General features: G+C 63.6%; 14 protein-coding genes and 1 pseudogene. 4 read left to right on the forward strand and 11 right to left on the reverse strand.

Annotation, left to right across the window (positions count from 1 at the left end):
• The first annotated feature begins 4 nt into the window (after positions 1-4).
• Complete coding sequence (locus NKH50_RS05295; protein ID WP_352701213.1) at positions 5-493, forward strand: GNAT family N-acetyltransferase; 489 nt, start codon at positions 5-7, stop codon at positions 491-493.
• Here NKH50_RS05295 and NKH50_RS05300 read toward each other — a convergent pair.
• From NKH50_RS05300 to NKH50_RS05310, 3 genes are all read right to left on the reverse strand, one after another.
• Positions 483-1,127 carry a DUF805 domain-containing protein gene (locus NKH50_RS05300; RefSeq protein ID WP_352877154.1) on the reverse strand — a complete coding sequence of 215 codons (645 nt, stop codon included), beginning with the start codon at positions 1,125-1,127 and terminating at the stop codon, positions 483-485. The two genes, NKH50_RS05295 and NKH50_RS05300, sit on opposite strands and share 11 nt — an antisense overlap.
• Positions 1,128-1,235: 108 nt before the next feature.
• Positions 1,236-1,949 (reverse strand): DUF805 domain-containing protein, encoded by a 714-nt coding sequence (locus NKH50_RS05305; RefSeq protein ID WP_352701216.1) that lies wholly within the window; start codon positions 1,947-1,949, stop codon positions 1,236-1,238.
• A gap of 87 nt (positions 1,950-2,036) precedes the next feature.
• On the reverse strand, positions 2,037-3,884 hold the full coding sequence (locus NKH50_RS05310; protein WP_352701217.1) for a DEAD/DEAH box helicase: 1,848 nt from the start codon (positions 3,882-3,884) through the stop codon (positions 2,037-2,039).
• A gap of 455 nt (positions 3,885-4,339) precedes the next feature.
• Here NKH50_RS05310 and NKH50_RS05315 point away from each other — a divergent pair, with 455 nt between their 5' ends.
• Positions 4,340-5,374, forward strand: a complete 1,035-nt coding sequence (locus NKH50_RS05315; RefSeq protein ID WP_352479700.1) for an aspartate-semialdehyde dehydrogenase — start codon at positions 4,340-4,342, stop codon at positions 5,372-5,374.
• Between the two features lie 184 nt (positions 5,375-5,558).
• Here NKH50_RS05315 and NKH50_RS05320 read toward each other — a convergent pair.
• Positions 5,559-5,957, reverse strand: a pseudogene (locus NKH50_RS05320) (ACT domain-containing protein).
• 253 nt (positions 5,958-6,210) lie between these two features.
• Here NKH50_RS05320 and NKH50_RS05325 point away from each other — a divergent pair.
• A complete protein-coding gene (locus NKH50_RS05325; protein ID WP_352507359.1) occupies positions 6,211-6,621 on the forward strand; it encodes a DoxX family protein in 411 nt (136 codons plus the stop codon).
• 206 nt (positions 6,622-6,827) lie between these two features.
• Positions 6,828-7,091, forward strand: coding sequence for a YMGG-like glycine zipper-containing protein (locus tag NKH50_RS05330; protein WP_023680734.1), 264 nt, complete (start codon positions 6,828-6,830; stop codon positions 7,089-7,091).
• A gap of 71 nt (positions 7,092-7,162) precedes the next feature.
• Here NKH50_RS05330 and rpsP read toward each other — a convergent pair whose 3' ends face one another.
• The 7 genes from rpsP to NKH50_RS05365 form a co-directional block, all read right to left on the reverse strand.
• Positions 7,163-7,564 carry a 30S ribosomal protein S16 gene (gene rpsP / locus NKH50_RS05335; protein ID WP_254817891.1) on the reverse strand — a complete coding sequence of 134 codons (402 nt, stop codon included), beginning with the start codon at positions 7,562-7,564 and terminating at the stop codon, positions 7,163-7,165.
• A 49-nt stretch (positions 7,565-7,613) separates the two neighbouring features.
• Positions 7,614-7,940: a chorismate mutase gene (locus tag NKH50_RS05340; RefSeq protein WP_254817890.1), complete on the reverse strand. Its 327-nt coding sequence runs from the start codon at positions 7,938-7,940 to the stop codon at positions 7,614-7,616.
• Between the two features lie 7 nt (positions 7,941-7,947).
• On the reverse strand, positions 7,948-9,576 hold the full coding sequence (gene ffh / locus NKH50_RS05345; protein ID WP_254817889.1) for a signal recognition particle protein: 1,629 nt from the start codon (positions 9,574-9,576) through the stop codon (positions 7,948-7,950).
• Between the two features lie 411 nt (positions 9,577-9,987).
• Positions 9,988-10,956 carry a CPBP family intramembrane glutamic endopeptidase gene (locus NKH50_RS05350; RefSeq protein ID WP_352507357.1) on the reverse strand — a complete coding sequence of 323 codons (969 nt, stop codon included), beginning with the start codon at positions 10,954-10,956 and terminating at the stop codon, positions 9,988-9,990.
• A gap of 147 nt (positions 10,957-11,103) precedes the next feature.
• On the reverse strand, positions 11,104-11,706 hold the full coding sequence (locus NKH50_RS05355; protein WP_352877159.1) for a DUF1236 domain-containing protein: 603 nt from the start codon (positions 11,704-11,706) through the stop codon (positions 11,104-11,106).
• A gap of 63 nt (positions 11,707-11,769) precedes the next feature.
• Positions 11,770-12,864, reverse strand: a complete 1,095-nt coding sequence (locus NKH50_RS05360) for a zinc-binding metallopeptidase family protein (RefSeq protein ID WP_352877161.1) — start codon at positions 12,862-12,864, stop codon at positions 11,770-11,772.
• A gap of 90 nt (positions 12,865-12,954) precedes the next feature.
• Positions 12,955-14,202, reverse strand: a complete 1,248-nt coding sequence (locus NKH50_RS05365; protein ID WP_352877163.1) for a flavin monoamine oxidase family protein — start codon at positions 14,200-14,202, stop codon at positions 12,955-12,957.
• Between the last annotated feature and the right edge of the window lie 88 nt (positions 14,203-14,290).

A 14,290-nucleotide genomic window follows, 5' to 3' on the forward strand; every position in this document is an offset into this window, starting at 1 on the left:
TCCCGTGTCGGTCGACGTCCGCTGGGCGACGACCGAGGATGCCGCGGCACTCGCCGCCGCCATGCTTTGCGAAATGGCGGTGCATTACCGGCAGCCGCCACTCGACGCCAGCCAAGCCTTGTCGGCGGCGCAGAAATGGCTTGGCGACGAAAGTCCGGCCTATCCGCATTTTGCGCTCGCCTTCGTCGATGGTGAAGTTTGCGGGCTGGCCTCGGTTGCGATCGCGCATCCCGGCATCGATCTCGAGCGGCTGCTGTTCCTCAAGGACCTATTCGTACGCGATGATGCCCGCAATGGCGGTGTCGGTCGAGCGCTGATGGCATTCCTTGCCGGCCATTGCCTGCGCGAAGGCATCGGCCGCATCGACCTGACCACCGAGGACTGGAACGAGCGTGCGCTGCGCTTCTACGTCGGACTCGGCGCGGAGCGCCAGGGTCGGAAGGTCTTCCTCAGGCTTTCGAGCGAGACGCTGAAGGCGATCGCTAAACCCTGACGCCCGCCGGCACCGGCCCCCAAGGGTTTTCACTGACCTTGGATGGGATAAGCCCAAGCGCCAACAGACCCAGCGTGTTGAAGCCGGGAACGAAGTACAGCAAAACGAACCAGCCGCTCAGGCCGATGTCGTGCAGGCGTCGTACCATAAGGGCAAACCACGGCAGGACAGTCAGTAGCAGGAACACGAAGGCTGGCGCATAACCCAAAGCTCCAAATTCCAGGTCGCCTCTGACAGCTGTGATCGCTGCATTGATGAGGACGCCGAACGCAAGAAGCGCGAAGAACACGATCAGCGTGAGCAGAAAAAAGCCCCAAAATTCCTTGCGGCAGGCGCGGCCGGTGAAGCTGACATGTCTCACTTTGAATGCGCGCCAGAAATAAGCCCATAATCCGGTGGATTGGGCAGGTTCAACGCCGTTGGGAATGAGGCTGCGGGATTCGGCAGCCCTTGGCCTTCCTGCAATGACGGCGCGCGCAGTCCCATCGTCCGGCTGGAACTCGACGGGTGCGCCTCTGACCAACGCCACGCCGGGACTCAGATCCTCATGCCCGACGATGTAACGCTTGCCGTCGGCTCCATTGATGTATCCGAAACCCTGATCCTGGTCATAATGATAAATCGCGCCGCGCATTGCTTGCCCCCAAATACTGTGCCGTACTGATACTATCCAAGGTTGTTTTCAATTGCAATATGCACGCATGACATGTGCGAATGGAGCGGCTGCGAGGCACGGCGCCGGCTAAACCCTGACGCCTGCCGGCACTGGACCCCACTGGTTTTCACGTGCCTGTGTCGGGATGAGCGCGAAGATCAGGATGATCACGGTGCCGAAGGTCGGGATCAGGAAAAGCAGGAAGAGCCAGCCGGTCAGGCCGATGTCGTGCAGCCGACGCACGTTCAGCCCGAACCACGGCAGGGCTGTCGCCAGCAGAAAGAGACCGAAAAGGCCGACCGTCACTGCCGGCAATTCACTGTTGTCGAGATTGCCCATGGCGTCGTCGATGAAGACGCCGATGCCTATGACCACAATCAGCGCGATCGTCCAGAACAGGCAATACCCCCAATATTCCTTGCGGCGGGCACGGCCGGCGAAGTTGAAGTAATTCTCGGTCAGACCCAGCCAGAAATAGTTCCACAGGCCGGCGGATTCGGCCGGACTTTGTTCAGCGGAACGGCCGAAATGCTGCGGCTGACGTGCCGCTGGCGCATTGCCAGCCTGAGACGGCACGGCGGTTGCAGTGGAGGCGTCGGCAGGCGCACTGCGAGGTTGGGCGCGGATCGAAAAAACATCGCGTGCCCGTCCGCCAGCCGGCTGGAATTCGACGGTAGTACCTCCGGCAATCGATGCTTCGCGGCGCAAATCTTCGCGCGCCAAAGTGTAGCGGTTGCCGTCGGCTCCGGTGATGAAACCAAAACCCTGGTCTTCGTCGTAATGAAGAACTTCGCCGCGCATGTCCTGCCCACCCCCGTTTCCCTGCCCCAGACTGTGCAAAGTTCCGGCAGACCGCAAGGGCGTGCGGAAATGGAGAGTGCTGGCTATTTACCCCGGCCGTTTCTTCGATTTCTTGTGTTTCGCAGGTCCACCTTCGAACTTCGCCTTGGCCGGTTTCCCGGCCCAGGGCTTCGTCTCGAATGCCGGGCGCTGGTCGGCCGGTGCGCGCTTCTCGAATTTGGGCGCATGCTGATCGAAGGTGCGCTTGCCGCGGTGCGGCTTCTTGTCGGGCCTTGGTTCCTGATAGCCGGCTCGCGACAAATCCGGCGTGGCGTCCAGCCGCTTGACCGCAATGTTGCCCTGCAGCTTGCGGTCGGGACCGATCGCAGCGAGGAAGCGCTCGGCCCAGTCCGCCGCGATCTGCACGAAGGTTTCCTCCGGCTGCATCTTGATCGCGCCTATCTCGCGCTTGGAAATGCCGCCTGTCCGGCACAGCATCGGGATCAGCCAGCGCGGCTCGGCGTTCTGCCGGCGTCCGACCGACAGCGAGAACCAGACGCTGTCGCCGAAATCGTCGCGGCGGCTCGGTGCCTCGTCGCGGCGGGCGGCTCTGTCGCCAGCGGGTCTGTCGCCCGACGGCGTGAACGGAGCGACGTCCAAGAGATCCTCGGGCGCCGAGCGGCTGGAGCGGCAGAGACGCACGAAGGCCGCCGCCACCAGTTCGGCGCCACGTTGGTCGAGAAGCGCGTTGACGAAGCCGCGCTCATCGTCCGTCACCGGCTCGCTGAAGACCGGGTCGGCGAGGATGCGTTCGTCGTCGCGGCGCAAGACGTCGTCGGCCGAAGGCGGGCTCGCCCACGTCGCCGCAAGGCCGGCGCTTTGCAGCAGGCGTTCGGTGCGCCTGCGGGCATTGTTGGGCACGATCAGCGCGCTGACGCCCTTGCGTCCTGCCCGTCCCGTCCGCCCGCTTCGGTGCAGGAGCGTCTCCGGGTTGGTCGGCAAGTCGGCGTGGACGACCAGTTCGAGGTTGGGCAGGTCGATGCCGCGTGCCGCGACGTCGGTGGCGATGCAGACTTTTGCGCGGCCGTCGCGCATCGCCTGCAGCGCGTGGCTGCGCTCGTTCTGGCTAAGCTCGCCGGACAGCGCCACGACGGAAAAGTTGCGGTTGTTGAAGCGCGCCGTCAGATGGTTGACGGCGGCGCGGGTGTTGCAGAACACCAATGCATTCTTCGCCTCGTAGTAGCGAAGCACGTTGATGATGGCGTTTTCGCGGTCCGCCTGAGCGACGCTCAGCGCCCGGTATTCGATGTCGAGATGCTGCTTCTCCTCGCCCGAGGCCGAGATGCGTACCGCATCGCGCTGGTAGCCCTTGGCCAGCGTGGCGATGGAGCGCGGCACAGTGGCGGAAAACATCAGCGTGCGGCGATCGGCGGGTGCCGCGTCAAGGATGAATTCCAGGTCCTCGCGAAAGCCGAGGTCGAGCATCTCGTCGGCCTCGTCGAGCACCACTGCCTTGAGCGCCGACATGTCGAGCGAGTTGCGGGTGATGTGGTCGCGCAGGCGGCCGGGCGTGCCGACGACGATGTGGGCGCCGCGCTCCAGCGCGCGCCGCTCGGTGCGCATGTCCATGCCGCCGACGCAGGAGGCTATCGCTGCCCCGGTCAGCTCGTAGAGCCATTCCAGCTCGCGCGTCACCTGCAGGGCCAGTTCCCGCGTCGGCGCGACGGCCAGTGCCATGGGTGCCGCCGCGTGGGAAAAGCGTTCCGCGCCGTCCAGAAGGGTCGGCGCCAAAGCCAGCCCAAAGGCGACGGTCTTGCCGGAGCCGGTCTGGGCCGAAACCAGCGCATCGGCCTGGCCAAGCTCGAGAACCGCTTTCTGCACCGGCGTCAGCTCGACATAGCCGCGTTTTTCCAGCGCCTTTGCCAGCGCGGGAACAATAGCTTCGAAATTGGACATCTTGCTCTTTCGAAATTCGGATTCTGAATACCCGGCGACGGGTAAATGTCGGCAAGCGCCACGGACGGGCGCCACGAGCCAGACGATACCCGTTCGTACTTGGTGCCGATGTCATTGTACAGGGCGGGCGGGTTGGCCTGCTTGCGATTGACTCTGGACGCAAACCGCGTAAAAGCCGGCACCGAACGGGATAGTTTCGATGCGCGGCCTTATGATGGCGCTCCTTGCATTCGACATCCCCGGCCCCAATGCGAACCATTGGGCCGGGTGCGTCGGTGCGTCTCCTCGTTCCAGCAAACCCACGTTGTTGCTCAAAAAAACCGGCAAAACGACCACCAAAACGGTCTGATTCCCTTGGCCTAACCACCCTCTCCCGGGTCCGGCCTGGGGGTTGAAACCCGCATCGGCCGGCGGGTTTTCTCCAGAAACCGAGCGGAGAGGGACAGGAGATTTCGATGAGTTTCAAGGTTGCGATCGTCGGCGCCACGGGCAATGTGGGCCGGGAAATGCTTAACATACTGGAGGAACGCGGCTTTCCGGTAAGCGAGGTGGTGGCGCTGGCCTCGCGGCGCAGCCAAGGCACGGAAGTGTCGTTCGGCGACCGCACGCTGAAGGTCAGGGCGCTCGACCAATATGATTTTTCAGACACCGACATCTGCATCATGTCGGCTGGCGGCAACGTCTCCAAGGAATGGTCGCCGAAGATCGGCAAGCAGGGCTGCGTCGTCATCGACAATTCGTCGGCCTTCCGTTACGACCAGGACGTGCCGCTGATCGTTCCGGAAGTGAACCCGGATGCGATCTCGCTGTTCACGCGCAAGAACATCATCGCCAACCCGAACTGCTCGACGGCGCAGCTGGTCGTGGCGCTGAAGCCGCTGCATGACGCTGCCACCATCAAGCGCGTCGTCGTCGCCACCTACCAGTCGGTCTCCGGCGCCGGCAAGGAAGGCATGGACGAATTGTTCACGCAGACGCGCGCGGTGTTCGTCGCCGACACCGTCGACGTCAAGAAGTTCACCAAGCGTATTGCCTTCAACGTCATCCCGCATATCGACGTCTTCCTCGACGACGGCTTCACCAAGGAAGAGTGGAAGATGGTGGCCGAGACCAAGAAGATGCTCGACCCCAAGATCAAGCTGACGGCGACCTGCGTGCGGGTGCCGGTGTTCATCGGTCATTCGGAAGCGGTCAACATCGAGTTCGAAAAGCCGATCACCGCCGATGAGGCGCGCGAGATCCTGCGCGAGGCGCCGGGCTGCCAGGTCATCGACAAGCGCGAGGACGGCGGCTACATCACGCCACTGGAATCGGCCGGCGAGGACGCCACCTTCATCTCGCGCATCCGCGAGGATTCGACCATCGACAACGGCCTTTCGATGTGGATCGTCTCCGACAATCTGCGCAAGGGCGCAGCACTCAATGCGGTTCAGATCGCCGAGCTGCTGGTCGAGCGCGGGCTGATACAGCCAAAGAAGAAGGCGGCGTAGTTTCGCTCACGGCCGTATCGCCGCTATCGCGGCTGGCCCTCCGCGGGGGCGCCGGAAGGCCGGCGGCCCGCAGTCGCGGGCTCGGCCTTCGGCCGTTAGCGCCCTTCTCCCCGCTCACGGGAGAAGGTTCCGGCAGGAGGATGAGGGGCAGCGCAGGCGTCTCAATAGGCAGCAAGCGCCGGCGTCACAGCCGGTTCTCCTCCGCTAGGTCCAACAGCAACTCCAGCGCCTCCTCCGCCCGGTCGGCGGGCACGAACAGGTGATCGTGGTAGAAGGCCGAGACCGGATTGACGCCGATGCCGGCCGCGGCCAGTCGTGCGGTGATGGCGGCGAGGAAGCCGATCGCGTCCAGCGACGAAATGGATGTTGAGCGTCAGCATCCGGCAGCGGAACACGGTTTTCAGTCCAGCGGCCTTGGCATGGTCGATCAGCGTCATGCCCTCGCGCTCGCGAAATAGCATCACCGGGTGAGCCTGTCGGGAACGGGCGCATCGGGTGGCAACGTGGTGAACACATGAACCCCGGCAAGCAATTCCGGCGTCATTGCCGCCGGCAACTGTTTCAGGTCGGTCTCTCCGGCCATCGATTGCTTTCGTTGTGCGACTAGGCGGCTGCTGCGTCGAGCGCTCGAAGACACTTCTATGGATTTTCGATAACGCCCTCCACCTCACCCCGCAAGGTGGACTTGGCCAGGTTCGTTGCTGACTTAACGTACACACCCAAAGTTCGCCGCTGGAGTGGAAAAACTGGAGGCATGTCGGATCGCCGTCACGGGCCGCGTCCTTGGTTCGAGCTGGCGGAGGAGCCAGTGCTCACAACGACCGGAGGGAACATCAATGACCATGTCTCAGGCAGCACCCGTCTCATCGCGTGCCTTGTGGGCCGGCCGCGTGCTCAGCGCCGTCGTCGTGCTGTTTATGATCTTCGACGGCGTGATCAAGCTACCGCCGCTCGAAATCGTCACCCAGACCATGGTGCAGCTCGGCTGGCCGGCCGATGCCAATGTCTCGCGCATGCTCGGCATCATCGGACTGGTCTCGACAGCGCTTTACGCGCTGCCGCGCACCTCGGTGCTCGGCGCCATCCTGCTCACCGCTTATCTCGGCGGCGCCGTCGCCACGCATGTGCGGATCGGCAGCCCTTTATTCTCGCACATACTGTTCGGCGTCTATCTCGGCGCCATCCTCTGGGGTGGCCTGTATCTGCGCGATCCAAGGGTGCGCGCGTTGTTCCCGTTCAGCCAATAGCGGCGACTTCGAAAGCCGTTCGATGGTGGCCACGCCGCCAGAGCGGGCGCGATCTGCCGCCGCTTTTCTACTCTTTGGATCAAATCGAGTTGGATCAAATCGAGCGCTGCCGGGCGGCAGCCGATCTTCTTCTTTGGATCAAATCGCCTGGTTGCGAGTTAGGAGGTTCAGCGGCGAGGACGGCACCCTGTTGGAGAGGAACGACAATGAAAAAGGTGATGATCTTGATGGCCTTGCTGGTACCGCTCGGTGCCTGCTCCCGCACTGAGCAAGGCGCGGCAGTTGGTGGCCTGGGCGGTGCGGCGGTCGGCGCTGCGGTCGCCGGCAACCCAACCAAGGGCGCGGTGATCGGTGGTGCGGCCGGCGCTTTGGCCGGTGCGCTGATCGGCCGTGCCAGCGAAAGCGGCCAGTGCCGTTATCGCGATCGTAACGGTCGTGTGTACGTTGCGAGTTGCCCCGAGGGCTATTGATCGGGCCGCACCATGCGGACGAACAGCAAAACGGCGGGCAAGGCCCGCCGTTTCGTGGTTGTGGAGATGGTTTATTCGGCGCTGGCGGCTTCCGCCTCGGCCGGCGCGGCTGCAGCGGCGGCAACGGCCGCGGCGGCATCTTCCTGCGCCTTCTTCAGCAAGGCTGCGCGCTCCTGCGCCTTCTTGCCGGGCTCGGCCTTCTTCGGGTTGGAGCGGGCTTCGCGCTTGGCGATGCCGGCTTCATCAAGGAAGCGCAGCACGCGGTCGGTCGGCTGGGCGCCATGCGACAGCCAATGCTTGACGCGCTCGGCGTCGACCTTGACGCGTTCGCCGTCCTTGGGCAGCAGCGGGTTCCACGAGCCGAGCGACTCGATGAAACGACCGTCGCGCGGCGAACGCGCGTCGGCGACGACGACATGGTAATAGGGACGCTTCTTCGAGCCCGCACGGGCCAATCGGATTTTCAGTGGCATTTCTCTTCTCCTAAAGCTCTGATGTGGTTGATCGGTTGGTGGCTGGTCCTCAGCCGGTTTTCGTCACGCCGTTGGATGCGGCGATCTGCTCGTGATGGCGGATCACTTCGCGGACGACGAAGTTCAGGAATTTCTCCGCGAAATCCGGGTCGAGATGGGCGTCCTTGGCCAGTTGGCGAAGACGGGCGATCTGCTCCTGCTCGCGCGCCGGGTCGGCAGGCGGCAGGCCATGTTCCGCCTTCAGCACGCCGACTGCCTTGGTGCAGCGGAAGCGCTCGGCCAGCATGTGGATCAGCGCCGCGTCGATGTTGTCGATCGAGGCGCGATAATTGGCCAGCGCCGCACGCGCGTCCGCCATGTCCTTCTCTTCGTTCATGGCGCTCTCACTTCTTCTTGCCGAGGCCATTCTTGCCAAGCATTGGCAGCCCGCCACCGCCCGGCAGGCCGGGAAGTTTCATGCCGCCGGGTAGCCCAGGCAGGCCACCGCCACCGGGAAGACCACCGGGCAGGCCCTTCATGCCGCCGAGCCCGGCCGCCTGCGCCTGCTTCTGCAAGGCTTCGAGCTGCTTGGGGTCCATCTTGGAGAGATCCGGCATGCCGCCGCCCATCATGCCGCCTCCGGGACCGCCTGGGCCGCCAGGCATCATGCCGCCGAGCCCCATCTTGGAAGCGAGGCCGCCCATCATGCCGCGCATCAGGCCGCCGCCTTTGCCCTTGCCGCCCATCGCCTTCATCATGTCGGCCATGCCGCGATGCATCTTCAACAGTTTGTTGATTTCGGCCGCGTCGGTACCCGAGCCGGCGGCGATGCGCTTCTTGCGCGAGTGCTTCAGAATATCCGGGTTGGCGCGCTCGGCCTTGGTCATCGACGAGATGATGGCGAGCTGGCGGCCGAACATCTTGTCGTCGAGACCGGCGGCGGCCATCTGATCCTTCATCTTGCCCATACCGGGCATCATCCCCATGATGCCTCCCATGCCGCCCATTTTCGACATTTGCTGAAGCTGGCCGGCGAGGTCGTTCAGGTCGAACTTGCCCGACTGCATCTTCCTGGCCATCGCCGCCGCCTGCTCGGCGTCGATGTTCTCGGCCGCCTTTTCGACGAGGCTGACGATGTCGCCCATGCCGAGGATGCGGTCGGCGATACGCTTGGGATGGAATTCCTCCAGCGCGTCCATTTTTTCGCCGGTGCCGATCAGCTTGATCGGCTTGCCGGTAACGGCGCGCATCGAGAGCGCCGCACCGCCGCGGCCGTCGCCGTCCATGCGGGTCAGCACGAGGCCGGTGATGCCGACGCGCTCGTCGAAGCTTTTTGCCAGATTGACGGCGTCCTGGCCGGTCAGCGAATCAGCAACCAGCAGGATCTCGTGCGGCGACGACATCTTCTTGATGTCGGCCATCTCGACCATCAGCGGCTCGTCGATGTGGGTGCGGCCGGCAGTGTCGAGGATGACGACGTCATGGCCGCCGAGCTTGGCCGCCTGCACGGCGCGGCGGGCGATATCGACCGGCGTCTGGCCGGCGACGATCGGCAATGTGGCGACCTTGACCTGCTCGCCGAGCTGGCGGAGCTGCTCTTGTGCGGCGGGACGCCGCGTGTCGAGCGAGGCCATCAAAACCTTCTTGTTTTGACGGTCGGTGAGGCGCCTGGCGATCTTGGCCGAGGTCGTCGTCTTGCCGGAACCCTGCAAGCCGACCATCATGATGACGACCGGAGCCGGTGCATTGAGATCGATGGCGACGCCCTCGGCGCCGAGCATCTCGACCAGCTCGTCATGGACGATCTTGACGACCATCTGGCCGGGCTTGATCGACTTGACCACGGCGGCGCCGACGGCCTTTTCGCGCACCTTGTCGGTGAAGGAACGCACCACTTCCAGGGCCACGTCGGCCTCGAGCAACGCACGGCGCACCTCGCGCAGCGCCGCCGAGACATCAGCCTCCGACAAGGCGCCGCGGCCGGTGAGGCCGTTTAGGATCGAACCAAGGCGCTCTTGCAGGGACTCAAACATTGGTCAACCCACCGCGCGACAGCGCCTTGGATTGATTTTGATCCCTATCGGGCCGATGGCCCTCCACGCCTCTTGTGCGTTCCTGTAGCGATTCAAACATTCTTTTTCCTTTTCCCTGGCACCCGGATGATGCCCGAGAGGTAATGCGTTCGCGCCAACTGTCCAAGCAAAAGCCGGTCCGGGCAAAAGCCCAAAGCCAAAAAGCACCCGGGGGCGCACAGCGCTGCCGGGTGTTGGCCTCCGGGATCGATTTACAGCACTTCACCTCAAGGAGGTTTCGGCGTCCCGGTCGGTTTGCTCGGAGGAATACTCGTCGCGGATTTCGCGGCGTGTAGACAGGAAATCGGCTGCAGAGTCAAGCTTTGGTCAGGCTTTGCGCCAAATATGATCGGGGCGGCCAGGCAAGGCGCATCAGCGCACGCCGCCGGCGCGCGGCATATCCGGCTCGACCTTCAGCGGTGAGCGCGGATGCAAAAGCAACAGAACAGTCAACAGGCTGCTGACGATGCCGATCACGGCGATGAGGACGGCGTCTAAAGTCGTCCAGCCGGCGGATTCGAGCGGCTTGGCGTTGAACAGGGCGAAGGAATTATAGCTTTGCTGGTGCGAAATCAGCAGGAAACCGGTCAGATTGTTGCCGAGATGGGCGCCGAAGCCTGCACCGAGATTGCCGGTCGCATAGACCAGAAGCGTCAGCAACAGCGCAAAGGCGGCGATCGAGGCCAGCACGCAGGCATTGATGGCGGCGCTCGAACCTGGGCTCCAGTGCAGGGAGGTGAACAGCAATCCCGGCAGCAGCGCCCAGATGAAAGGGTTCTGGAACCGGCTCGCCAGGCCCCTGAGCAGATAACCGCGAAAAAGCATCTCCTCCGACGAGGTCTGCAGAAAGGTCAGGGCGGCGATCGGAATCAGGAACAAAAGCCACCAGGACAGGCCGATCGCGCCGCGCGCGATGTCGGGCTGCAAACCATAAAGCAGGATCTCGGAAAGCAGCGAGGTGATCAGCACCGCGGTCAACCCTTTCAGGAACCCCGCCCAAGAAATGCGCCGGCTGACGCCAATCAGGGCGGTCAGCTTCTCGCGATGGATCCAGCGCATTGCAGCCCAAAGGCCGAGCCAGATTCCGGCAAATGAAGCCAGCGCCGCGAGGATGCCCGCAGGAGAGGCCGTGAAATCCTGCACCGCTCCTCCACCTGGCGAGGCGGTGCCAGATGACGCCTGCCAAACGGCAAAGGCATATGTGCCGCCGAACAGCACGGCGGCAGTGGTTCCGAGCCAGAACAGGATGACGACCACCGCTCCAAGCAGAAGCCGCGGCAAAGTGGTCTTGTTGTTGGTGGTGTGCCGGTACTGTTGGAAGGCGGTTGGGTCGATCGTCACGCGGGCTCGCTGGCTGGTGCTTCGGCTCGCAAGGTCTAGAACATCGGCCGCAATGTGAAAACCGGTATTGCAGCGGCAGTACCGGCTTGTGGCAATGTCGGCAGTGCGAGCGGCCGCCGCTATAGGGCGACCGCCCTGTTTGTATTGTCAGCGCTCGACGTACATGATGCGCCTGGTGCCTGGATCGACCAGTGCCGGCTGGCCGTTCACATAGACATAGCGGTAATCATAGTCCGGAATCTCGCGCAGCTCGACGGTGTCAGGCAACGTCGCGCCGGTCACCACCTCGCCCTCGAGATAGACCGGTTCGAGCCGATGCGTACGGACATAGGTGCGGATCTCGGCCGGCGGTCTGCGGATGGGCTCGATCGCCTCGCCGGCAACGATCGCTCCGGTATAGGTGTCGGAATATTCGGCGCTATCGGCAGGCGGTGTCACGACGGCAATGTCGGCGCTGGCCGGACGCTGTGTCAGGACCACACGGCTGCCGCCGAAATCGGCCGTCACATAGTCGGAATAGACCCAGCCCTGGCCGTTGGCCTCGGCGATGGTGCACCATTTGCTATTGGCGATGCAGCCGTCGAGCGTCGCCGACTGGCCGGCCGCGAGCACGCCGATAACCGGATATTGCGGGCCGGGGCCGGCGCGTACGTTGAGATCGGTGATTGCCGACACCGCCGTGTCGGCCAAAGCAGAGCCCGACATCTCTATGAGCGCTCCGGCCACCGCCGGAAACAATATGCGTTTCATGGTCTTCTCTCCGTTTCACAGTCCCTCGGGACCGAAAACGAAGCAAAGCCGCATGCGTTCCGGCTAAAAGGCTTCGGCCGGCTCACGATTTGTTCCAGTCGTTTTCGGCAGGTCGGTCAAAAGCTCGTGAACAAAAGCAAGTTTTTGCGCCGCCACGTCCGAGATGACGAACGGATAAAGATCGGGCAGGCCCATGCAGCGGTTGATCGAGTTGGACGCCTCCGACAGCACCAGCCAGCGCTCGAGAATCCTTTCGAAGGGCTCTGGCCTGGCGGCGGGTTCCGATGGTGCCGGCTGCAACTTGCCGCCGGTATCGGCGCACGGCAGCTCGTTGGCTTCAACGGTCTCCAGCCGGCCGAGCGGGAAATTCAGGGCATGCACCATCTCCAGCGTGTCGGTGATGTGCATGTGATGCGCCCATGTCTCGGCCCAGTCCTCCCATGGGTGCGATGTCGCATAGGCCGAGATATGGCGCTGCTGCCAGTCGGGCGGCGCGCCATCGGCATAATAGGTCTTCAGCGCCTGTTCGTAATCGGCGCGCTCGTCGCCGAACAAAGCGCGAAAACCGGCAAGCCTTTGCGGATCGTCGCGGATCAGGCGGTCCCAGTAATAATGGCCGAGTTCATGGCGGAAATGGCCGAGCAGCGTGCGGTAGTTCTCGCCCATCTCGACGCGCCGTCGCTCGCGCTCTGCCGAATCCGCCTCGGCGACGTTGAGCGTGATCCGGCCGTTGTCGTGGCCGGTCAAGATACGCTCGCCGCCGGGACCGCCCCCGCGCGGATCGCCAAGAAACTCGACAGCGAGGCCGAGCTCCTTGCCGGGATTCTGCTTGGGTGCGACCGGCAGGCCGAAGGCGAGCAGCGAATACACGGCACGCTTCTTTGCCGCCTCGACACGGATCCAGCGGCGGCGGTTGCCGTCAACCGACAGATCCGGGATCAGCTGGTTCAGCGAACAGGCGCGGCAGAAGGCGTGGCCGGGCTCCGCCATCCAGTTGCAGGCGCATTCGTCGGCATTGGTGCAATGGAAGACGTCGCCGCCGGACAGCGCGAAGCACGCATGCTCGGGATCGTAGAGCACGAGGCTGGCGCAGTTCAGGCATTGCGCGTTCTCGAAATAGAGACGATGGCCGCAATGCGGGCAATCGAAAAGCTTCATTGGCGTCTCAAATCATTCGAAATGCGAAGGACAATACGAGCAGGAGAACGCCAAACGCCTGTCAGCTGCCCACGTTCCTGCCGGCCGACGCTATTTTGCCGCAAGCTGGGCGACGACCTCCTTGGCCACTGCCGCGCCCGATAGCCTGGCGCCGCCGCAGGTCTGCATCAGCGGACCGGCCAAATGCTCGCCGGCGAAGAAGATCTTTTCCGCCACCGGCTGCATCAGCGTGGCGCGCGCTTGCGAGCGGCCGGGCCGCGCCGCCGCATAGGCGCCGCGCACGAACCGCTCAGCGCCCCAATTGGTCATCATTGCGCGTCCGACATGCTTCCGTATGTCGCCGCCAAAGATGCCGCAGAGCCGGTCGACGACGAAGTCGATGCCGGCCGCCTCGCCCGCCGCCGACATCTCCCAGGCGAAATCGCCGCCGACGAAACCGACCATTAAATCGAGGTCGAAGGGAAAGCAGAGGAAGTAGATGTCGTGCCGGGCCAACCGCTCGATCAGCAAATCGTCGAACGGCTCCAGGCCGAGCCTCGTACCGGATATTTCGACCGGCAGCTTGGTCAGCATGCCCATCGGCAGGTCGAAGAAGGCGGCGAAATGCGCATCGGGGAGTGCAGGCGAGAACGCAATCTCCTCGAAGGCGAGCACTGCCGGCGAGGCGGTGACGATAACCGCCTTGGCGCAGATGGCACCGCGATCGGTAACGCAGGCTACGCCCGGCCCATCCCAGACGATCTTGCGCACCGGCGTCGACAGTTCCACCGGCACATCGGCGCCGAAGCGCGCAACAAGCGTACCGAAGCCTTCCCTGGTGAAATAGTTCGGATCGAGATCGGCGGCGGCCTGAAAGTCGCGGATCGATATCTCGTCCTCGTCGGCGCCGAAATCCATCGGCCCGGCGAAGGTCGCGGCGGCGCGCGGCGCGTGTCCCTTGGCGAGCAATGCCGAAAGACGGTCGTCGTCGCCTTCCCTCACCTGATGTGCCGCCACCAGTTCGAACAGCCTTGCGTCGGCCACCTTCATCGCCGCCTCTTCGGCTTCGCTTGCCTTTCGCTCGCGGTAGTAGAGATGATCGACATCCATGTCGTGATGGTGAAGCGTCCAGGCGGCGGCTTTCGCCTCGGGAAAATAGGGATTGCGGTCCGCGGCATGCAACCAGGCGCAGCCGATGTCGAACGGCACGCCGAAATGCTGATCGCTGGTCCAGGCGCGGCCGCCAATGCGGTTCATCGCTTCCAACAATTTGAAGGAAAAACCGGCAGCGCGCAGGGTCTTGGCAGCCGAAAGCCCGGCTGAACCGGCGCCGATGATCACGACATCAACGTCTTCCATGCTTATTCTGCCCCCGCCACAATAATTACTTGATCGTAGGCAAATTCCCAGGCGTCCGCCAGTGTGGTGGATTTGAGGTTCCTGCTGT

The sequence above is a fragment of the Mesorhizobium sp. M1027 genome (assembly GCF_040318745.1).
Lineage (GTDB): Bacteria > Pseudomonadota > Alphaproteobacteria > Rhizobiales > Rhizobiaceae > Mesorhizobium.